Origin of the sequence: uncultured Bradyrhizobium sp. (genome assembly GCF_936943645.1) — a bacterium.
Lineage (GTDB): Bacteria > Pseudomonadota > Alphaproteobacteria > Rhizobiales > Xanthobacteraceae > Bradyrhizobium.
In genome coordinates, this window is record NZ_CAKZJO010000064.1 from 37205 (window position 1) to 57689 (window position 20485).

Below are 20485 nucleotides of genomic sequence, written 5' to 3' on the forward strand. Positions count from 1 at the left end.
TTCGCCGGTCGGCGGCCCCTTTCGATCATGGGCCGAAACGGGCCAAGACAACAAGATGCGACAACAAGATACGGGGACAACAAGATGCGCCCGCGCTGCGAAGCCGCAGCACGTCATTGATCGGCATCAAACGACCGGCCGGCGAGTGCGGCTATCGTGGTCCAGCTCCACGGGTTTCATGGGATGATCGAGGTGTCCGACTTCGGCAGCAAGGACTCCACCGCTCCGGTCCGCCGGCGCACGGGCATCGACCCGATCAGTGCGGTGAAGATGCCCGAAAGACTGACGGAAGCCGTCGATGCCTGGGCCGAAGCCCATCGCCTGACCCGTTCGGATGCCATCTGCAAGCTGATCGAGCTGGGCCTGAAGATCGCGCCCCCGGTGCTCCCGCCGGAACACCCGATCGCCTCGGAAGCCATCAGGATCGAGGAGATTGCCATCCACGAGATCGAGACACTGCTCGATCCGGCCCTGCCGGCCGACGAACGCGAGCGCCGCATCCGCCGCCTCACCGAAGGGCCGCCGGAATTTTCCCACGAACGGATCGACCTGCCGAAGGATTCGCCGAAGCACCGGACGTGAGGAGCTAGTGCAGCTTCTCGTCCTGGCGCTTGCGCAAGGCATCGAGGGACGCGTCATGGCAGCCGACCAGGCGCACGAATTGCTGCGGGTACATCTCATAGCCGTGACTGCCGGAATTCTGGTGCGTCATCGGCGGGCAGTGGACGTCGTCCAGCCTGGCGCGGGATTGCTTCGTCGGGCCCTGAATTGAAGCGGTCATGTTTGGCATGGCCATGGACTGCTCCCTATCGATTAGGGCAGATCGATTGACGTAACCCAATCGAGTGCGGGGCATCTTACGACCAAATCCGGCTGACTGTCATTGTGCCGAATCAACGCAATTGCGACCGCCGGGTTCCGCCTATGCCGTATTCCCGGCATCGACGGTGAACACGGATCCGGTGACGTTGCGGCCGCCTTCGCCGAGCAGATATTCCACCATGCGTGCGACATCGTCCGTCTCCGGCAGGCGGCGCAGCGCGCTGCGCCCGGCAATGCGCTTGCGGCCCTCGTCGGACAGATTGTGCGTCAGCTCGGTGTCGATGAAGCCCGGCGCGATCGCATTCACGGTGATGCCGACCTTGCCGACCTCGCGCGCCAGCGAGCGGGTGAAGCCGGTGGCGGCCGCCTTGGTCGCGCCGTAGACGGACAGGCCGTTATAGCCGGTCGTCGCGATGATCGAAGAGATATTGATGATGCGGCCGGCACCGTCCGCCATCATCTGCCGCGCCACATATTTTGTGAGGATGATCGGCGACAGCACGTTGAGCTGCACCAGCGCCTCGATCTGGGAATTGTGCATGGTGGCAAGCAGGCCTTCGGTGCCGAGGCCGGCATTGTTGACGAGGCCGTAGATCGGGCCGAACTCGTCGCGCACGAGCTTTGCGAACGCCGGGATCGCGTCGATCACGGCAAGGTCGCAGGCGCGGAAATGCAGGCGCCCATCCGACTCCGCGATTGCAGCCTTGAGCTCGTCGCTCTCGCGCCGCGCCGCCGCGATCACGTTATAGCCGGCGCCGACGAGGCGCTTTCCGATCGCAAGGCCGATGCCGCGGCTGCCGCCGGTGACGAGGACATTATGCATCGGTACGCGCCAGTTTTCCGGCCGGGGTGACGTCGAGCGCCTCGACGAAGCGGATCACCGCCGGCACTTTGTGAGACGCGAGCTGCGCGCGGCATCGCTCCAGGATCTGGTCGCGGATCTCTTTGGCGCGCGCGGGATCGGTGCCCTCCGTCAGGATCACGTCGGCGACCACGATGCCGCCGGTGATCGGGCTCTTGCGCGACTTGGCGCGCGACATCCGCACGTCGGGATGGCGGTTGATGACCGCTTCGATCTCTTCAGGATGGACCTTCAGCCCGCCGATATTGATGATGCCGCCGCGGCGGCCGACGAAATAATAGCGATCGCCGCGCCGCTCGACGATGTCGCCGCTGTCGACGAACCCGTCGTCATCGGTGAGCGCCGCGGCGCTGCGGCCGACATAGGCATGTGCGGTGCGCGTCGAACGGATACGAAGCGAGCCGTCCACCACCTTCATCTCGACGCCGTTGCGATTGCCGAGATAGTCGGCCGGAAAGCCTTCCAGCCCGTCGTTCACGGCAAAGCCGACGCCGGCTTCGGTCGAGGCATAGGCATGACCGACGGAGGAATTGGGAAACGCCGCCTTCAACCCGTCGAGCACCGCCTGGTCGGCGATCTCACCGGAGAGGCGAACGTAAGCCGGGGCGAATTGCGCGGCCGAACCGCTCATCAAAAGCTTGCGCCAGTGCGACGGCGTGCCGGAGATGTGCGAGACGCCACGCGTCTTCAGCCGTGCGACGTGATCGCCGAGCGCCTCATGCGGGTCCGACAACACCATCGAGCCACCGGAGAGAATGGCGCGGAGGAAGATCTGCAGGCCGCCATAGCGGCGGATGTCGTAGAACGTCGCCCAGACCGGCGCGGATCCCCGTGCCGGGCCTTCAGCAACGATCGCGCCTGTCAGCGCTTCCAGCGTGTGACCGACGATCTTCGGCACGCCCGAGGTGCCCGAGGTGAGCATCAGCCATTCCGTGGCGCGCTCGGTCCTGGCCGGCGCGGTGGCTTGAAGCGGCAATTGTGCGGTGACGACGAGCGATACGCCCGAGCCGGCCCAGCGATCGGGCTCGTCGGTGACGACGGCATCGATCCCGGCATCGGCGATCAGCGCGTCGAGATGTGCTGTGTTCAGATCGGGCGGACACAGCAGCATGCGACGGGCAATGCCGTCGAGCTCGATCATGGCGAGGCCCGACCGGAGCTGGTCGGACAGTTTGAGCAGCACGGCGCAGCCCGACAATTCGGGCAGGCGGCCGCCAAGGACCGTCTGCGACAGGATGTCGGTCAGCGACACGACATCATGCGCGTCGGAGATCGCGCGTCCCTTCAGCTCCGCGCCGAGATGGTCGCGAAGTGCAAAGATCTCACGCGGGGACATTTTCGTAGGCCCGCACGAAATCACCCACCGTAGCGGGGAACGCTGCGTCCTCGGAAATGGTGAAGGGGTCGACGCCGGTGTCGTCCTCGAGGCGCGCGACGAGAATGGCGAAGGCGAGCGAGTCGAAGCCCGTCTCGTGCAGCGACAGATCGTCCGACAGCTCCGGAAGCGTGACCTTCTGCTCCTTGGCGATCTGCCGGATCGCCTCAATGACCTTAGACCTTACCGACATGGCTGGCTCGCTTTGTTATCGTTGGCGTTGCGGCGGCTCTTGATGGCCGCCTCCCCATGGCGGCTTGTTTACCCGAGAGAAGTAAATGGCTTCTTGGACAATTCAGATAAAATTGGACCTATCTGCCGATTTTGGCGGGGTTACAGCCTGATCGCGCCGTCCAGGATGGCCGCATGAGCCGCGGCGTCGAGCGGCACGTAGGCGCCGGATTTCGCCTCCGCCATGAACAGCGGATCGGAGATTCCGGCCGGATCGAAGCCCTCCCGCGACAGATCGCCCTTCTTCTGCTTGAACGTCTCGGTCGCGTCGATCTCGCTGGAGATGCGGATGAACACAGGCCGTGCATAGGCCGGCAGGCGCTGCGCGAGATGTGCAGGCAGTGCCGTCATGTCAAAGCCCTCGTTGACGACGATCGCGCTCATGCCGGCGCGGCCGTCGGCGCCGGGAATGCTGACGCCATACGTTGTAGCGTCGACCACGCCGGTGAAATCGCGGATCGCGTCGTTGACCTCCGAGGTCGCGACGTTCTCGCCCTTCCAGCGGAACGTGTCGCCGATACGGTCGACGAAATGGAAGAAGCCCTTATCGTCGATGCGCATCAGATCGCCGGTGCGAAACCAGGCATCGCCCTTGGCAAAGACATTGCGAAGGACCTTCTTCTCGGTCTCGCCGGCGTCGGTGTAGCCCTCGAAGCGACCGCCGCCCTCGTCGGCGGTGCCGATGCGGCCGATCGCTTCGCCGGCCTCGCCGCGAGCGCAGGCGATGCAGAAGCCCTCGTCATTGCGCAGCGGCACGCCGCTGTCGGGGTCGAGCCTGACGAGATTGGCGGGAAACCGATGCGCCAGCAGCGGCGGGACACGGCCGATCGCTCCCGGCTGGCCTTCGACGTTGAACAGCGAGAAATTGCCCTCGGTCGCCGCATAGAATTCGAGAATGCGGGGAATGGCGAAACGATCCTGGAAGTCTTGCCAGATGTCGCCGCGCAGGCCGTTACCGCAGACGAGGCGCAGGCGATGGCGGTTCTCGTATTCCGACGGCGGCGCCTTGAGCAGATAACGGCAGAGCTCGCCGATATATTGAAACAGCGTGCAGTCGTGGCGGACGATGTCGGGCCAGAAATGCGAGGCCGAGAATTTTTCCGCGATCACCACCGAGCCGCCGGCGGCGAGCATGCTGCACGGCGCGACGATGCCGCCGACCGAGTGAAACAACGGCAGGCAGTCGTACAGCCGGTCCTGCGGCGTGGCGCCGGTGAGGCCGGCGAACCAGAAGCCCCAATTGAGGATGCGGCGGTGGCTGATGCTGGCAGCCTTCGGCAAGCCCGTCGTGCCCGAGGTGTAGATCAGCAACGCGCGGTCATCGATGGTGACCTCGCCGTGCTCCTCCGGCGACAGCGGGGTGTCATCCAGCGCTGCCAGCGCGACGTCGATGGCGAGATCGCTGCGCGTATCGCCATGCGTCCATACCTTGGCTTCTGTCTTCAGATGCGGCGCTGCGCCCTCCAGCATCTCCGCCAGCTCATGCGCCACGATGATATGCGCGGGCCTTGCGACGTCGATGCAATGCGCGAGCGAGGGCCCGACCAGCTTGGTGTTGAGGAGCGCGACCACACCGCCGACCCGGCTGATGCCGAGCCAGGCTGCGACATAATCGATGCCGTTCGGCATGATCAGCGCGACGGTATCGCCCTTTGTCACGCCGACCGAGCGCGCCCAGCGCGCATAACGATTAATGCGCTTCGACAGGCCTTCGTAGGCGAGACTTGTATCGTCCGTAACCAGCGCGACGCGATCGGGCTGACGCTGCGCCCAATCGTCGATGACGTCGGCGAACAGGCGTCCCGGCAGCGTCTCGATCCGCGAGGTGAGCTCGATGGCCTTCAGCCAGATCTTCGAAGCCGAAGGCGCGCGCGCGACTTTTTGCCGTTCGATGACACCGGTCGTCATGCCGCTCATTCTTTCGGGCTGCCTGCTGATACCGGCAGCTTAGCTCGCGCCTCCTGCCCAGGTGTTAAGAGACAAGGTAAAACTCCGTTAGTGCGCGATTAACTCTAGCGATCCTTTACCAAGTCGGCGGGATCGGCGTGCGCCGCAGTGCGAATCTTGCGATAGCAAGGCCGACAACAAGGCGCGCGCCCTTAATATCTCCCCCTGCAGGAGAAAGAGCGCGGCAGCTTCAGTTCGTTGAGGCAAGACCGATGATCACCAGACGAGATTTCCTTCAGACCGCCGCCTGTGCCGCCGCCGTGCTCGCCGCACCGCGCGCCTTCGCGCTCGGCAATCCGTCCTATCCCTCGCGCAGCGTGAAATGGGTGGTGCCCTATGCGCCGGGCGGCGCGACCGACCTGCTGTCGCGGCTGCTCTGCCAGCGGCTGTCCGACCGGCTGGGCCAGACCTTCGTCGTCGAGAACAAGCCCGGCGCCGGCAGCAATATCGGGACGCAGGCGGTGATCTCCTCGGCACCCGACGGCTACACGCTGCTGCTGACCTCGACCGCGAACGCGATCAACGCCTCGTTCGATCCGGCGCTGCCGTATGATTTCGCGAGGGCCATCGCACCGGTCGCCGGCGTCGCGCGGATTCCGCTGGTGCTGGTCGTGGGCAACGACCTGCCGGTGAAGACCGTCGCCGACTTCATCGCCTACGCCAAGGCCAATCCTAGCAAGATCTCGATCGCCTCCTCGGGCATCGGCACCTCGCTGCACCTCTCCGGCGAATTGTTCAAATCGATGGCCGGCGTGCAGTTCACCCACGTCCCCTATCGCGGCTCGGCACCGGGCCTGACCGACGTGATGAGCGGACAGATCCAGGGCATGTTCGACAACGTCACTTCGTCCTTCGAGCTGGTGCGCGCCGGCAAGCTGCGCGCGCTCGGCGTCACCACGCGCGAGCGCTCGGAGATCCTGCCCGACGTGCCGGCGATCGCGGACACGCTGCCCGGCTACGAGACGTCGTCGTTCTACGGCGTCGGCGCCCCGCACGACACGCCGCGCGAGATCGTCGATCTGCTCAATCGCGAGATCGACGCTGCGCTGTCCGATTCCACCATCAAGGCCCGCATCGCCGAGCTCGGCGCCGTCCCGCTGCACGGCAACGCCGGCGAATTCGGCGGCATGCTCACCGCCGAGACCGACCGCTGGCGCAAGGTGGTCGAGCTGTCGGGGATCAGGAAGGACTAGCGTCTCCGCAAGGACCGACCACGCGCGGCGGCAGAACCTCGCGCCGCCTCAATCCGCCGTGAATTCGAGATCGAAGCGGATCGGGTTGATGGGCTTCGTGGCAAACTGGACGGTCTTGCCGTTCAGGCCGGCAAACGGGCCGGACGCGAACTTGACCACGCCCTTGCCCGAGGATGCGACCCCGACGGGCTTGCCGTCCTTCATCACAGCCTGGGCGGAGCCTTCGGTGAGCTGCGTGATGAGGCGCCCACCGGGAATGCGGTGCACGCCGCTCCCGATCAGCATGGTCGCCTTGAGACCGTCCCACTCGACGACATTCGACGCGGAATAGACCGCGCCTTTCAGCAATCCTTCGACGCCGACGCAGACATAGTCCTGCGCCACCAGATTGTGATCGGGACGGTCGCCGATCGGCTCCTGGGTGAAGAAGCCGGAAATGCTGCATTCATAGCGCGCGATCACGTCCGCGCGGGCCGGCTGAAAGGCGATCATGACAAGGGACGCGCCGACGAGCCCCGTAAGGGTGCACCTGTTCATGGAAATCTCCTCGCTTCATGCGCCCGATCTGAAAGGCCGGCATGATGCCGGACTCCTGACGTCGGGCTGCGCGATGAGAATGCCGCGTATGCGCGCATGCGCGCTTTGACCTGGCTCAACCGCCGCAACGGGCAGCAGCACGAAGCCTAGCGGCCGGGCGGCCTGCGGGACGGATGCAATACAGGCGCGTGGACCGGATAATAGGGATTGGGATCGCAGATCGCGGACCGGCCGGACGCCGTGGCGCGACATTGCGGCAGAGAGGTGAAGGAGCAGTCGTACCACTCCCCGCCACCGCCGTTCGCACCGGAATAGACGTGCATGCAGACGGGATAGCGGGGATCAAAGGTCTGCGCCTGCGACGGCGCGGCGGCGAGCAATGCGCCGACCACCATGATCAGGCCGGACGAGAGGCGGAAGGGCAGTATTCCGGTATGTCGCATCGGAAGCCTCTAATGCACCTTCTTGTGACGCTTGCGCGGAGGCGGCGGCTGGTCGAAGGCGTAATAGGGATTGACGTCACAGCTGGCCGAGCGGCCCGAGGCCGTCGCGCGGCATTGCGGGATCGACGTGAAGGAGCAATCGAAATAATCGCCGCCGCCACCGCCGAAGCCGCCGGGCGTATAGACGTGCATGCACACCGGGTAGCGCGGATCATAGGTCTGGGCGCCGGCATCGGCCGCAACGAACAGCGTGGCAATCGCGGTGAGGGTCAATATCGGCAAACGCATGGACTTAAATCCTCGAATCGACGGCGTCGGCGGAGCTGATGCCGACGGCCTGATATGGCACAACACCAGGGCGGAGGCGACTGTTCCCAGGGACAGATGACGGCAAGGTGAGCGCAGCGGGCAGCGGCGCTAGGCGCCGAGCCCTTGCAGCACCAGCCGGTTCAGCCTCGCCGCAAACGCAGCGGGGTCTTCCGGCAGCTCGCCGTCCAGGATCTGCGCCTGCTCGAGCAGGAGCAGGCTGAGGTCGTCGACCGTGTTCGAGCCGGCCTGCGCCCTGGTGACCGCCGTGACCAGCGGATGGCGCAGGTTGATCTCGAGGATCGGCTTGGTCTTCATGCCGCGGTTTTGCTGCGCCAGGATGCGTTCGAGCTCGCGGCTCGGGCCCTGGCTGTCGGCGACGAGGCAGGAGGCCGAGCTGGTGAGGCGCGTCGAAGCCTTGACGTCGCTGACGCGCTCGCCGAGCGCGGCCTTGATCACGGCGATGGTGGCCGCTTCATCGGCCGCAGGCTCGTCCTTCTTGGCCTCGTCCTTGTCGTCCACGCGCGGGATCAGGTCGAGGTTGAGATCGCCCTGGCTCAGCGACTTCAGCGGCTTGCCCTCGAACTCCGACGGCATCGAGGTCCAGAACGCGTCGACGGGGTCGGACAGCAGCAACACCTCGATGCCGCGCGCGGTGGCGGCCTCGAGCCGCGGATTGGACTTCAACCGCTCGATGCTATCGCCGACCAGATAGTAGATCTCGGTCTGGTTCGGCTTGAAATCGGCGATGACCTGCTTCAGCGACCGCTTCTCGCCCGACGTCGTGGTGAAACGCGACAGCGCCAGCAGCTTTTCGCGTCGCTCGAAATCCTCGTAGATGCCTTCCTTGAGCACCGCACCGAACGCGTCCCAGATCTTTGCAAAATTCTCCGGATCCTTCTCGGTGAGGCTTTCGAGCTCCGACACGACCCGGGTCGCCACCGCTTTGCGGATCTGCGCCAGCTGCGGATTGTTCTGCAGCATCTCGCGGGAGATGTTGAGCGGGAGGTCCTCGCTGTCGACGACGCCGCGGACGAAGCGCAGATACCCTGGCAACAGGTCGGCGTCATCGGTGATGAAGACGCGGCGAACGTAAAGCTTCACCCGGCCCTTGCGGTTCGGCTCGAACAGGTCGAACGGCTTGGTCGAGGGCGCGAACAGCAGCACGGCGTAGGAGTAGCGGCCTTCGGCGCGGTAGTGCAGCGTCATCGCGGGATCGTCGAAGGCGGAGGCGATCTGCTGATAGGCCTTCTTGTAATCGTCTGCCGTGAGCTCGGATTTCGAACGCTGCCACAGCGCGCTCGCCGAGTTGATCTGGCGCGGCTCGCCCTCCTCCGGCACCAGCTCGATGGGAAACAGGATGTTGTCGGAGTAAGCGCCGACGATACGCTCGATCTCGAAAGCCTCGAGATATTTCCTGGCATCGTCCTTCAGGTGCAGGACGATCTCGGTCCCCCGCGTCACGCGCGCCGCTTCCTCGTCGCTGGCGCGGGCGATCTCGAAGCCGGAGCCGCCCTGGGACGTCCAGGTCCAGACGTCGCTCTCGCCGGCGCGGCGGCTGATCACGACGATCTTCTCGGCGACCATGAAGGCGGAATAGAAGCCGACGCCGAACTGGCCGATCAGGCCGAGGCCGTCCTTGGCCTCCTTCAGCTTCGACACGAACGCCTTGGTGCCGGAGCGGGCGATGGTGCCGAGATGGTCGATCAGCTCCTGCCGCTCCATGCCGATGCCGTTGTCGGCGATCGTGAGCGTCGCGGCCGTCTTGTTCGGGATGATCCGGATCTTGAGCGCGTCGCCCTCGCCCAGCAGCGCCGGGGCGGCGATCGCCTCGTAGCGCAGCTTGTCGCAGGCGTCGGAGGCGTTGGAGACGAGCTCGCGCAGGAAAATGTCCGTCTCGGAATAGACGGAGTGCACCATGAGGTGCAGAAGCTCGGAAACCTCGGCCTGGAAGGGCTGCGTATGCACAGCCGTGTCTGACGTCGTCATGCGTTTACCCGGTCAAAACGAAGGGGAAGAAACCCGGGATATAACGCGAGCGGAGGAAGGATCAAGTGGACGTGAACAACCGTCCTCCGCCGGAAGCAGGCCTGGCCCGTCGGGGCCCTGAGATCAGGTCACGCAACGGCCGGGCTGCAGCAGCTTTGCGACCTCGGTCAGCGAACTGACCATCGGCTCACAGGCGATCGTCGGCCGGTTGCGCACCTTCTTCTGATTCTGGAGCAGCAGCGGCGGCTTGGCGTTGCCGGTCTCGATCACCGCGGGGACCCGCAACAGCACCGAGGTGTCGGCGAGGTCGTTCAGCCGCATCGAGACGGTGCGGGTTGGAACCGCGGCCTGCTTGAGTTCGGCAAGGCGGTCGGCCTTGCCGGCACGATTGACGTTATGACCGGGCGCATAGCTCAAGCTGTGGCTGGGCGCATCGGCGACCGCCTGCCAGCGGTCGGCCAGATCGTGGCCGGAGGCCAATTGCACCGCACCGAGCGTTGCAGCAATCGCGACGGCGCCTAAAAATGCCTTGTGAATCTGTGACATGACTGTCGATCCCTCGCCCCATGGCGATCGCGGGAACAACGCGGGCGGAGGACTGGGGGTTCTCAGTGATTACGATCACTTAACCGTGTGCGATAAACGCCGCAGCATGCGCAAAGAATATTCTCAGCAAAATATTTCGAAACGGGGGGAACGAGTCTTGGGGCCAGGAGTCGTCTCAACAGCCGGCTATTCCCCCCTGCCCCATAAGCCGGCGACGTAGGGCGCGACTGTGGTGATGCCAGTCGCGCCTTACTTTTGTCCGCAAGAGACCCCCACGAGATCCCCGTTGAAAGCCTCCCAAAGCACGCTCGGCGGGAACGGCAACGCGCGCATTTCGCTGCGCCGTCGCGACGTCGGGAAATTCCTGACTGCCCGGGGGAGGCAACCCGACTAGTCCCGAGACCATTTGAACTCCAGCTTTACCCAGCACCGCTGCCATCCCGGGAGACTGGATATGACCATGTTCGTGCGGTCGACGATCGGCAACAGGCCATCCACCGGCCGAAGTGAGCGCCCCCGCGTTCCGTTGCCCGGACTGGGAAGCCCTCGGCCGGCGTGCAACATCCCGGCCCCCGCCCGGAAATCGCGGCGTCGGACGGCTATCTTCCAAACTGTCCTCGACCGGGTTTGGGAAGCCGTCTTGGCGAGCTACGTGTCATCCCGCACATCGAAGGACCGAGAATGATCGGGATTGTCGTCGTCTGCATGATGGTCTTCAGCGCCAGCGTTCTTGTGGCGCACCTGATCGACGCCATCAACGGCCCGGCCGAGGATTCCTCTTAGGCGTCGGATCCGCTATCAAGAGGCAGGTCCTTCTGCAGACAGGTCCTTCTGCAGGCAGGTCCTTCGGCGGCGCAAAATCGGTCAGCCGATCGCCTTCAACCGCGCGCGCAGCTTCAGCCGCTCCGCGGCCCGCGCGACAGCCGGATCAGAAACAATGAACTCGATCATATTCAGGAGCTCGCGCTGCTCGGGCCTGCATGTCGGGCCGGCAACTCGGGCCGACGCAAGGAGGCGCTTGGTCTCCTCGAGGGCCTCTGCGATAATTTCCGCATCGGACTGCAATTTGCTCTTTCCCACGATCATGGCCGCCAAACTCATACCGCGGCACTCTCTTGCATGAGCCCTGCGCAAAACCCCGAGGTCAGGGATGCGCGACGCGCAACGCGATTGGTCCCAACAGGGAATTCTCGTGGGCGGATCGAATGACGCGGAAGCAGTCGCAGGACGCCTGCTCTAGGCGCGTCTGGTCGACGATCGCAATTCGCCCGCGGCTCCGTCGGATCAGGCCGTTTGCCTCCATGTCGCCCACCGCCGTCGTGATGCCGGCACGGCGTACGCCGAGCGCCTGCGCCATGCATTTGTGAGTCAGCGCAACCTCGTTCTCTCCGATCCGATCGCGCGCGACCAGCAGCCATCGGGCCAGCCGCTGGGACAGATTATGCCGCGAGTTGCATGCGACCAGCTGAGAGCTGTGTATCAGCGTTGCCTGGACGTAGCGCAGCAACAGCTTCTCCACCTCCGTGTCGGTCTTGATCAACCCGATCAGCGCGTCGGTTGGGATCCGCAGCGCCTTTCCGGGGACATGGACGGTGCACCGGTGCGGAGAGACCCGCATTCCCAGCACCAGGGGGACGCCGACGAAGTCCTTCTTCCCCAGGGTATGGATTTCGACAGGCGGGCAATCTCCGGCCCGGGTCGTGAGCGACGCCGCGCCGGACTCGATGAAGTATGCGTATTGCAGGGGAAGACCTCGCTCCTGGAGCACCTGTCGTGGTGTCAAGCGGATCGAATCGCAGCGGTCCAGAACCAATCGACGCGACCGTGGCGAGAGATGCGCGATGAGGTCGTTGCCCAAGGAGGGAGACGATGCGTCGCGCGTCTGGGGAGCGATCCTCGGCACGATCGACGAAGCAGTCCCCGAATCTCGCGCGCCTTTCTTCACAAGATCCAATTCCAGCATGTGCCATCTCATGGTTGCCGTTTGACCGATCATGGGGAGCGGGTCACGTTTGGCCCAGTCGGGCTGAAGGACGGTTCCTGTCAGGAAAAGCCTGACAAGCGGATCTTGGCGGGTTGCGGCGGTTTTCGAACCGCGGCTATGCTGGCGTGAGGCATCGAGAGTGAAAGCAGTTGTCCAATCAGGTTCGGCGCGGGCCGCGCAACGTCCGCTGATTCTGCTCGTCATGGCAGCGGCCATTCCGCTCGTCCTGTTCGCGGGCTGGGTCGTTTTCCTGAATGCCCGCCAAGAGCGGACCGACTCGCGCCTTGCCGCCCTCGAAACGCTCGACCGTGTCGTGACGCGCATCTCTTCGGATCTGGCGCTTCAGGTCCAGATCGCGGAGACGCTTGCCGCCTCGGCCAGCCTCGATACTCCGGATCTCGCATCGTTCTATGTCGAGGCTCTACGCGTCAAGGAAACCAGGCCTCTCTGGGAAACGATCGAGCTGGTCGATCCCAAGGGCAATCAAGTGCTCAATCTGCTACGCCCCATCGGAGCCGACCTCGGGGCAACTGCAGATCGGGAGAATTTCGAGAGAATCCTGACGACCCGCAAGGCGGCGATCGGGGGAATTGGACCTCTGGGTCCGATTTCGGGCAAACGCCTCGTCGCGTTGCGAGCACCCGTCGAGCGGGACGGCGACCTCAGATTCGTCCTGACTGTCGCGCTGGTACCCGACGCGGTCAGCCAGATTCTGAAGAGCGCGGGGGCGCCGCCTGGATGGGTCGGCGTCGTCGTCGACGGCAAGGGCAACATCGTCGCGCGGACCGTCGCCGAGCAATTTGAGCTGGGCCGCCCGGCCAGCGCATCCGTGCGGGAGGCCATCGCCCAGGGGTCCCAGTGCAGCTATGTCGGAACGACGCTCGAAGGAGCCGAGGTCGACTCCATCTATAAGGAACTGCCGGGCACAGGCCGTTGGTCGGTCCACCTCGGCATCCCGACGGATCAACTCGATGCCCCGGTCCGCCGGTCGGCGATTTTTCTCGCCAGTGGAGGCGCCGTGAGCCTGGCCCTCGGGCTCGCGCTCGTCTGGTTCACGGCGCGTGACATATCGCAGCGACGCGTCGAGCAGGAGGCCCAGGCCGCGCTGGCCCTGAGACAGAGCGAGGAAAGACGACGGCTCATGGTCGACGCAGCGGATCTCGGAGTGTTCAGCTGGAACGTGCCGACTGGCGAAGTCATCGCCTCGCAACGGGCCCTGGACATGCTCAAGATCACCAAGAGCGCCGCCACCGGCGACGTGAGCCTGCCCTTCGAGACGCTGCTGACCGGCATCGACCCGGCAGACCGCGCCTCATTCGAGAAGATCTTGCTGCAATCCCGCAAGAGTGACGCCGTCGCCGCGGAGTTTCGCACCGCTCCTCCGGACGGCCGCTGGCTGCGCGCCTCCGGGCGCAGCTCGCGGATCGACGGACACAACGCCGAAGTCGTCATCGGCGTGCTCCTGGACATTGACGAGATGAAACGGGCGGAGTTCGATCGCCAGCGTCTGCTGCGGCGGCTCGGCGACGCCGAGGAGAACGAACGCCGGAGAATCTCCCGTGAATTGCACGATCAGATCGGTCAGACCGTGACCGGGTTGCTGCTGGGGTTGAAGAATCTCGAACAATCGCTCGCGACGACGTCCCCCGATCCGGCTCAGATCGACAAGTTGCACTGGCTGCAGGGGCTCGCCAGCGGGATCGGACGAGACATTCACGAGATCGCAGCAGACCTTCGTCCTACGGCCCTCGACGATCTTGGACTGTACAGAGCCATCGAAGCATTCTGTGCGGAGTGGACCCGGCGCTTCGGTATCAGTACCGACGTCCAGTTGATCGGACCGGCAGATCGTCTCCCGATCGAAGTCGAGATCGCCCTTTACCGTGCGATCCAGGAAGCTCTCAACAATGTGGCCAAGCACGGCAATGCGCGCAACGTCAGCCTCGTCTTCGACCGGCGGAAGGACGAACTTCGCGTCATCGTCGAAGACGACGGCGCTGGCTTCGATCCGTCGAAATTGTCGAGCCTTAACGCTTCCAGGCTCGGCCTTTCCGTCATGGAGGAGCGGCTGGCGCTGCTCGGCGGATCGCTCACCGTCGAATCTGCGCCCAGCGTCGGGACGACTCTCTTCATGACAGCACCTCTTTCCGGACAGGACGCAGGCTCGTGAAACCGATCCGAATCACGCTGGCTGACGACCATCCACTCGTCCTTGCAGGCATGAAGGCCTTGCTTGAGCCCGTTCAGGACATCTCCATCGTCGGCGAGGCGACCGACGGGCAGAAGGCGATCGACGTCATCGGCAGGGAGCGGCCGGACATTGCCGTGCTGGATATCTCGCTTCCGATCATTGGCGGCATCGAACTGGCGCAACGAATTGCGATCGAGTTCCCCAACGTTCGATTGCTGGCACTCACGGTGCACGAGGATCGTGCTTACGTTCAGCCGATGTTGCAGGCCGGCGCACGCGGATATCTGCTCAAGCGATCCGCGGCGGATGAACTGGTGCGTGCCATCCGTGCGATCGCCGAGGGCGGGATCTATCTGGACCCGGCGATCGCGGCGAAGGCGCTGCCGTCGCCACCGGGCGATCGCGCACCTTCCGAGAGCGCAACTCAGCTCGAGCTCACGCCGCGCGAGGCCGAGGTCCTCCGCTTCATTGCCCAGGGATTCAGCAACAAGGAAATCGCTGCGCGTCTGGACGTCAGCATCAAGACCATCGAAACTCACAAGTCGAGGGCCGTCGAGAAACTGGGATTGCATAAGCGCGCCGACATCGTACGCTACGGCGCTTCGCAGGGCTGGCTCGATCATCTATCCTAGGAATGACGATGCCGTGGCGATCCTCGTCCGCGGCAACGTCCCGGCGCTCGTTCGCATGTAGGAAGGCCCAGCAAAGACCCCGGCTCGGGGACTGAGCCGGGGTCCCTGCAGCAATCGAGGCTGACACCGGAACTGGGAATCCAGCATCACGGCGATTGTGATGCCCAGCTCCCCACTTTTCAATGCGCAGCGGTACACTTTCGCGCCGTGTTATCTGGTGCGGCATCAGCACGCTGCGCTTCTTGCGGGACAGACCTCGGCTCGATTCAAGAAGAGACGAGAGGGCGAACCTTTCGGCTCGACGGAAAACGGCTCCGGCAGAAGCGCCGGAGCCGCACTCTCTTTTGGAAGTGATTTTGACGGCACGAATTTTTGTCTTCGCCGCAACGACATCTTACGACGGCCCCTCGCAGATGTCAGTGCATACCGGCCCGGAACGTACGCTTCGGTACGCACTCTTGCAGGGGGCGCGTCGATGGACGGCATGCTTGGGCACGTGTCCTCACCCGCCTTGACTGGACCTCGGGCCAGCCAATGAATCTACCTAAGACACGTGAGACACGTGTGCTCGACCGGAACGGGATCGGTCGACAGGCGATTTCCGTCGCCCTCTTGCCACCTCGCCATTCGTCCCCGTGCGATCGTATCAATCGAGAGAGAAAACGACCTGAGCCGTACCGATCGCGATGAACACGAGGATCAGGGGCGGATACAGGATGGAAGCGGCCTCGAAACGCAGGAAACGCGGACTGCCGCCCTGCCGGTCAGGCAATCCGACGTAAATCAGCACCACGGCAATCACCAGCATAGCCAAGCCGATCGCGAGCCCCATGATCTCCTCCTCGACGGTTCCGGCTGAACTTTGCGTGTCCTGACGTCCTGTCGTCAGTCAGGTAACGTCCATCCGATGTCAGGAAATTCCTGACCCGCATGCGTCGCATCGGGCCGTCGGGGATCGTGGCCAATCGTCCGGCACTTAGTTCGCCTTCCCCGCGAGCCACTCCCGCCCTTCGCCATAGAGCGTCTCGACCTCGGGCCCGACCAGGCCCGGCATGTCGCGCTTGACCTTGTAACCGATCAGTTCCTGCATGTAGGCGAGATGGCGATAGCCTTCGGGAAGCGCGGCGAGGGCTTTCTGGTCGAGCTGAAGCTTTGCTGCGGGATCGACCGGGTCGATCCGGTCCTTCTCGTAGATCGGCTGGCGGCGGACGATGCCCCACTTCCCAAGTCCTGATCGGTCCTGTCGCTTCTCCAGGAAATCGTAGAAGCGTCCGGTGCAGACGACGTCGCAGAGCACGTCGTGCACCAGGGCGCGCTGCGAGATCGTCATCTTGGTCTGGGCGACGGCCCGTTCGCCTGCGAGGTCGATGCTGGTGCCGCCGAGGAAATGCAGGATGCGCACGCCCCTGGCAAAGCCTTCCTGGCTGACGCGCATGAAATCCCGCGCCGGCCCTTGAAACCAGGTCGCGGACATCCAGCCCTCCTCGTGCCAGACCGTGGCAAAGCGCTCCCAGTCGCCGGCATCGCGCCACACCGCCCAGTTCTCGACGAGGTCGCGGATGGCGAGGCGGTCGAGCAGTTGCTGGTCCATGATGCGTTTCTCCCGGAGGTGTGGGGCCGCGATGAATGTCATCGGCCCGAAATATCAAGGGGGCAATGAGGTCGGCGTCAAGCGGGTGATGATGCTGCACGGCCCTACGAATTGCCCACGTCGAAGCAAACGCGACGCGAGCACCGAGCCTTGCAATCAACCAGACCGGGATTAGTATGCGCATTGATGCAGATGAAATTTCTTTTGTCGGCCGCGCTTCTCGGATTGCTGGCTGTTTTCCCTTGCCACGCGCAGACAGATGCGCAGAGCGAAAGTGCCCAGGCGTGGAAGGCGCAACTGTCAGCACACATCGCCAAGAGCAGGCTATTCCCGGCCCAGGCACTGGGGCAAACCGGTGAGGCCAGGGTTGGCTTCGTCATTGATCGGTACGGCAAATTGATCTCGCGGGCACTGGCTGCGAGCACTGGCTCGCGACTGCTCGACGACGCCGCGCTGGACATCGTCGCTCGCGCCCAGCCCTTTCCACAGCCGCCTTCGGAGCTGAAGGAAGAGACCTTCTCTTTCGTGGTCCCGATTGTCTTCAGCGGCCGACAATTTCGGGGGCGGACCGACGGGCTGGTGCTGAGCATGCCGGCTTCCGGCTCCACGGCGTCCGACGCGATGGCCGCCTGGCGCAAGGTGGTCTCCGAGCACGTCTGGCGCAACAGGGTATTTCCTTCGAATGCGATAGGTCAAAGGGCCGATGCCGGCGTCACATTCGTGGTCGACCGTTCGGGCAAGTTGATTTCAAACGCCCTGGTGGAAAGCACGGGCTTCGCGCCGCTGGACGCGGCAGCGCTCGCCATGGTCGAGCGGTCCGCCCCCTTCCCGAAACCACCCGCTGAGGCGAAGGACGATCTGCAGAGGATAACCATCCTCATGGCTTTCGACGGAATTCTGCCGAAGCCAGCTCCGCCGTCACCGGAACGGGAAAAATTTCTCCAATCCTGGGTCGAGGAGCAGGCCAAGCTCAGTGCAAAGTCCCCGGGGCCAGATGATGCCAAGCTGAACTCCATGATGCGTAGCATCTGCCGCGGCTGCTGAGGCGCAGCATCGCTCGGCAACAAAAAACGGCGCGCCTTGCGACGCGCCGTCTTGCTTTCCGATGAAGGCTTCCTTACGCCGCCGGCGCCTTCGGCGTGCGGTTGCGCGAGTTGCGCTGGAAGAACAGGGCCTGGCTCGCCACCGCCGACACCATTGCGGGCTGGAACGGCTTTGAGATCAGGAACGCCGGCTCGGGGCGCTCGCCGGTCAGGAAGCGCTCCGGGTAGGCGGTGATGAACACCACCGGCACCTCAAAGGTGCGCAGCAGCTCGTTGACGGCGTCCAGCCCCGACGAGCCGTCGGCGAGCTGGATGTCAGCGAGGATCAGGCCGGGCCGCTTGTTCTTGGCCAGCGCCACGGCATCGGCATGAGTGCGCGCGACGCCGACGACGTTGTGACCGAGATTCTTCACCAGGCTCTCGAGGTCCATGGCGATGAAGGTCTCGTCCTCGATGATCAGCACATCGGTGGCGATCTCGGCCGCCATCTCGCGTCCGGCGGTATCCGCGAGCCGCCGGGTTTCGGCGACGTCGGTGCCGAGGATGTAGCCGACTTCCTCTTCCGAGAATCCCTCAAGCGAGAGCAGCAGGAAGGCCTGCCGCGGCAGCGGCGTGATGTTCGACAGCCGCCGCTCCGGCGGCATCGGCAGGGTCGTCACCTCCGAATCATCGTTGACCGAGACCGAATTCCAGATCTGGGTGAACAGCCGGAATAAGCCGGCGCGCGGCCCATGGCTCTCGTCGAGCACGCTGGGATCTCCCAGCATGGCTTCCAACATGGCTGCGACATAGGCGTCGCCGGAGGCCTGGCTGCCCGTCAGGGCGCGCGCATACCGGCGCAACAACGGCAAGTGTTCAGCAACGAGCTGTGAACGGGACATCCCCACTCCATTCATCTTCGGGCCAACCTGGCAATGCGGGGGGCCCGGGTTCCCCTGCTGGGCTGATTACGCCTCAGCCTAAGAAAAGTTCCCCCGGCCCGGGAACTTTTTGTCGAACCTGGAATTGTGCCTATCCAGGGAACGGCTCCCGGTTGAGAAAACTTCTCGAATTTACAGTCACTTAACTCGGGGAAACGTGGAACAGGTCATGAAAGATCTCAAGTCTCAAGCCAGCAGAAGCACGACCCCCGGCAAGGGAGGCCTCACTCCGGAGATTCAATCCCGGATCGGGCATCAGTTGCGCGCCATGTACGACGATGTCGTGCGACAGGGGGTTCCCGATCGGTTCGCCGAACTGATCAAGAAGCTTGATGCGCCGGGGGCCAGCCCCCAATTGGGCGAAGAGGGCGGATCCAACGACAACAACAATGGGAGGGATTAATGCCTCTCACGGACTCCCTGCGTGACGACATCCTGGCGGCCGTGCCGAGCTTGCGCGCGTTCGCCATCTCGCTCAGCGGCAATGCGGACCGCGCCGACGATTTGGTGCAGGAGACACTGCTGCGCGCACTCGCCAACATCGACTCGTTCCAGCCCGGCTCCAACCTGCCGGCGTGGCTGTTCACGATCCTGCGCAACCTGTTCCGCTCCGACTATCGCAAGCGGCGGCGCGAGGTCGAGGACGCCGAGGGCAATTATGCGAAGACGCTGAAGACGCAGCCCTCGCAGAACGCGCATCTCGAGTTCGAGGAATTCCGCACGGCGCTCGAGAAGCTTCCGCAGGACCAGCGTGAAGCGCTGATCCTGGTCGGTGCCTCCGGCTTCTCCTACGAGGACGCGGCTTCGATCTGCGGCTGCGCCGTCGGCACGATCAAGAGCCGCGTCAACCGCGCCCGCTCCAAGCTGGCTGCGCTGCTCTATGTCGATGGCGCCGAGGATTTCGGCCCGGACGAGACCGTTCGGGCCGTGATCGGCGGCAGCGGCGGCTGACGGCCGGCGTTAAGCAGACTCAGACAAAGATGAAGGCGGTCGTTTCCGCGGCCGCCTTCGCGCGTCTGAACGATTTCGTCCGGATCACTCGTCCACGAAGGTCACGGTGTCAGCCACGCTCGCGCGCGAGGTGCGGTAGCTGTTGACCTTGTGGGCGTGGTCGGCATAGCCGAACGAGATACCGCAGACGACGCGGCGGTCGTCGGACAGGTTGAAGTGGCGGCGGATCAAGCCGGAATGGCGCGCCAGCGCCGCCTGCGGGATCGTGCCGAGCCCGAGCGCCTGCGCCGCCAGCATGAAATTGCTGACATAGGCGCCGCAATCGATCGCACCGTAAATGCCGAGCGGTTCGTTGGTGTGGATGATCGCGACGTGCGGCGCGCCGAAGAAATTGTAGTTCTCCAGCGCCTGCTTGGCATACGCCATCTTGTCACCGCGGGCGATGCCGAGCGTGTTGTAGAGCTGGAAACCGCTTTCGCGGCGGCGGTCGAGATAAACGCCGACATATTCGCGGGGCGGGGTGAAATCGTAATCGTCGCCGAGGCCGCCCGAGGCTTCCTTGTAGATCGCCTTGCGAAAGCGCTCTTTGGCCTCGCCGCTGGCAATGACGACCTGCCAGGGCTGGCTGTTGCACCAGGACGCGGTGCGCTGCGCGGTGGTCAGCACATGCGCGATGGTGGCGCGGTCGACCTGCTTAGGCAGGAAGGCGCGGACGGAATAGCGCTCGTTGAGGAGGTCTTCGAGCACACCGATGCGGTCGTTCTGGTTGACTTTAGCGTCCATGGATCAGCTCGCGCTCTTCTCTTCGTAGGGTAGGCGAGGGCGCAACGCGCCGTGCCTACCGACAGACTTACCTCTGGCCATCCGCATATGGTGGGCACGCTTCGCTTTGCCCACCCTACGAGACCCAGCGAGAGGTGAG

General features: G+C 64.2%; 23 protein-coding genes. 7 read left to right on the forward strand and 16 right to left on the reverse strand.

Going from position 1 to position 20485, the window contains the following annotated elements; genetic code table 11:
- Window positions 1–183 precede the first annotated feature (183 nt).
- Window positions 184–582 carry a hypothetical protein gene (locus tag Q0743_RS18585; RefSeq protein ID WP_298242961.1) on the forward strand — a complete coding sequence of 133 codons (399 nt, stop codon included), beginning with the start codon at window positions 184–186 and terminating at the stop codon, window positions 580–582.
- A gap of 4 nt (window positions 583–586) precedes the next feature.
- On the opposite strand, the gene Q0743_RS18590 is transcribed toward Q0743_RS18585, so the two are convergent.
- The 5 genes from Q0743_RS18590 to Q0743_RS18610 form a co-directional block, all read right to left on the reverse strand.
- Entirely contained in the window at window positions 587–796 is a 210-nt protein-coding gene (locus tag Q0743_RS18590) for a hypothetical protein (protein WP_298242962.1), read from the reverse strand.
- Between the two features lie 126 nt (window positions 797–922).
- Window positions 923–1645, reverse strand: coding sequence for an SDR family NAD(P)-dependent oxidoreductase (locus tag Q0743_RS18595; protein WP_298242963.1), 723 nt, complete (start codon window positions 1643–1645; stop codon window positions 923–925).
- Complete coding sequence (locus tag Q0743_RS18600) at window positions 1638–3020, reverse strand: class I adenylate-forming enzyme family protein (RefSeq protein ID WP_298242964.1); 1383 nt, start codon at window positions 3018–3020, stop codon at window positions 1638–1640. Before Q0743_RS18600 ends, Q0743_RS18595 begins: the two co-directional genes overlap by 8 nt.
- Entirely contained in the window at window positions 3007–3252 is a 246-nt protein-coding gene (locus Q0743_RS18605) for an acyl carrier protein (protein WP_298242965.1), read from the reverse strand. Before Q0743_RS18605 ends, Q0743_RS18600 begins: the two co-directional genes overlap by 14 nt.
- A 140-nt stretch (window positions 3253–3392) precedes the next feature.
- The gene (locus tag Q0743_RS18610) at window positions 3393–5207 is read right to left on the reverse strand and encodes a long-chain-acyl-CoA synthetase (protein WP_298242966.1); all 1815 of its coding nucleotides are present in this window, start codon (window positions 5205–5207) and stop codon (window positions 3393–3395) included.
- A 242-nt stretch (window positions 5208–5449) separates the two neighbouring features.
- Between Q0743_RS18610 and Q0743_RS18615 the strand changes: the two genes are divergently transcribed.
- On the forward strand, window positions 5450–6430 hold the full coding sequence (locus Q0743_RS18615; RefSeq protein ID WP_298242967.1) for a tripartite tricarboxylate transporter substrate binding protein: 981 nt from the start codon (window positions 5450–5452) through the stop codon (window positions 6428–6430).
- A 48-nt stretch (window positions 6431–6478) separates the two neighbouring features.
- Here Q0743_RS18615 and Q0743_RS18620 read toward each other — a convergent pair whose 3' ends face one another.
- The 7 genes from Q0743_RS18620 to Q0743_RS18650 form a co-directional block, all read right to left on the reverse strand.
- On the reverse strand, window positions 6479–6967 hold the full coding sequence (locus tag Q0743_RS18620; RefSeq protein ID WP_298242968.1) for a hypothetical protein: 489 nt from the start codon (window positions 6965–6967) through the stop codon (window positions 6479–6481).
- A gap of 146 nt (window positions 6968–7113) precedes the next feature.
- Complete coding sequence (locus tag Q0743_RS18625; RefSeq protein WP_298242986.1) at window positions 7114–7362, reverse strand: DUF3551 domain-containing protein; 249 nt, start codon at window positions 7360–7362, stop codon at window positions 7114–7116.
- Between the two features lie 57 nt (window positions 7363–7419).
- The gene (locus Q0743_RS18630) at window positions 7420–7698 is read right to left on the reverse strand and encodes a DUF3551 domain-containing protein (RefSeq protein ID WP_298242969.1); all 279 of its coding nucleotides are present in this window, start codon (window positions 7696–7698) and stop codon (window positions 7420–7422) included.
- A gap of 129 nt (window positions 7699–7827) precedes the next feature.
- Window positions 7828–9705, reverse strand: a complete 1878-nt coding sequence (htpG, locus tag Q0743_RS18635) for a molecular chaperone HtpG (protein ID WP_298242970.1) — start codon at window positions 9703–9705, stop codon at window positions 7828–7830.
- Between the two features lie 123 nt (window positions 9706–9828).
- The gene (locus tag Q0743_RS18640; protein WP_298242971.1) at window positions 9829–10251 is read right to left on the reverse strand and encodes a hypothetical protein; all 423 of its coding nucleotides are present in this window, start codon (window positions 10249–10251) and stop codon (window positions 9829–9831) included.
- An 864-nt stretch (window positions 10252–11115) separates the two neighbouring features.
- On the reverse strand, window positions 11116–11337 hold the full coding sequence (locus tag Q0743_RS18645) for a hypothetical protein (RefSeq protein ID WP_298242972.1): 222 nt from the start codon (window positions 11335–11337) through the stop codon (window positions 11116–11118).
- A gap of 58 nt (window positions 11338–11395) precedes the next feature.
- Window positions 11396–12214 (reverse strand): Crp/Fnr family transcriptional regulator, encoded by an 819-nt coding sequence (locus Q0743_RS18650; RefSeq protein ID WP_298242973.1) that lies wholly within the window; start codon window positions 12212–12214, stop codon window positions 11396–11398.
- A 160-nt stretch (window positions 12215–12374) separates the two neighbouring features.
- Here Q0743_RS18650 and Q0743_RS18655 point away from each other — a divergent pair, with 160 nt between their 5' ends.
- Both Q0743_RS18655 and Q0743_RS18660 read left to right on the forward strand, forming a co-directional pair.
- Window positions 12375–14405, forward strand: a complete 2031-nt coding sequence (locus Q0743_RS18655) for an ATP-binding protein (protein ID WP_298242974.1) — start codon at window positions 12375–12377, stop codon at window positions 14403–14405.
- A complete protein-coding gene (locus Q0743_RS18660; RefSeq protein ID WP_298242975.1) occupies window positions 14402–15058 on the forward strand; it encodes a response regulator transcription factor in 657 nt (218 codons plus the stop codon). Before Q0743_RS18655 ends, Q0743_RS18660 begins: the two co-directional genes overlap by 4 nt.
- 646 nt (window positions 15059–15704) lie before the next feature.
- On the opposite strand, the gene Q0743_RS18665 is transcribed toward Q0743_RS18660, so the two are convergent.
- Together Q0743_RS18665 and Q0743_RS18670 are read right to left on the reverse strand one after the other, a co-directional pair.
- A complete protein-coding gene (locus Q0743_RS18665; RefSeq protein WP_271589449.1) occupies window positions 15705–15890 on the reverse strand; it encodes a hypothetical protein in 186 nt (61 codons plus the stop codon).
- A 144-nt stretch (window positions 15891–16034) separates the two neighbouring features.
- The gene (locus Q0743_RS18670) at window positions 16035–16649 is read right to left on the reverse strand and encodes a nuclear transport factor 2 family protein (protein WP_298242976.1); all 615 of its coding nucleotides are present in this window, start codon (window positions 16647–16649) and stop codon (window positions 16035–16037) included.
- 186 nt (window positions 16650–16835) lie between these two features.
- Here Q0743_RS18670 and Q0743_RS18675 point away from each other — a divergent pair, with 186 nt between their 5' ends.
- On the forward strand, window positions 16836–17693 hold the full coding sequence (locus Q0743_RS18675) for an energy transducer TonB (RefSeq protein ID WP_298242977.1): 858 nt from the start codon (window positions 16836–16838) through the stop codon (window positions 17691–17693).
- Between the two features lie 73 nt (window positions 17694–17766).
- Here the strand turns inward: Q0743_RS18675 and Q0743_RS18680 are convergent, their stop codons facing one another.
- Window positions 17767–18573, reverse strand: coding sequence for a response regulator (locus tag Q0743_RS18680; protein ID WP_211418652.1), 807 nt, complete (start codon window positions 18571–18573; stop codon window positions 17767–17769).
- A gap of 208 nt (window positions 18574–18781) precedes the next feature.
- Here Q0743_RS18680 and Q0743_RS18685 point away from each other — a divergent pair, with 208 nt between their 5' ends.
- Together Q0743_RS18685 and Q0743_RS18690 are read left to right on the forward strand one after the other, a co-directional pair.
- Window positions 18782–19015, forward strand: coding sequence for a NepR family anti-sigma factor (locus Q0743_RS18685; RefSeq protein ID WP_298242978.1), 234 nt, complete (start codon window positions 18782–18784; stop codon window positions 19013–19015).
- Window positions 19015–19563, forward strand: coding sequence for a sigma-70 family RNA polymerase sigma factor (locus tag Q0743_RS18690; protein WP_100177624.1), 549 nt, complete (start codon window positions 19015–19017; stop codon window positions 19561–19563). Before Q0743_RS18685 ends, Q0743_RS18690 begins: the two co-directional genes overlap by 1 nt.
- Before the next feature lie 84 nt (window positions 19564–19647).
- Here the strand turns inward: Q0743_RS18690 and Q0743_RS18695 are convergent, their stop codons facing one another.
- Window positions 19648–20346 carry a nitroreductase gene (locus Q0743_RS18695; protein WP_298242979.1) on the reverse strand — a complete coding sequence of 233 codons (699 nt, stop codon included), beginning with the start codon at window positions 20344–20346 and terminating at the stop codon, window positions 19648–19650.
- Between the last annotated feature and the right edge of the window lie 139 nt (window positions 20347–20485).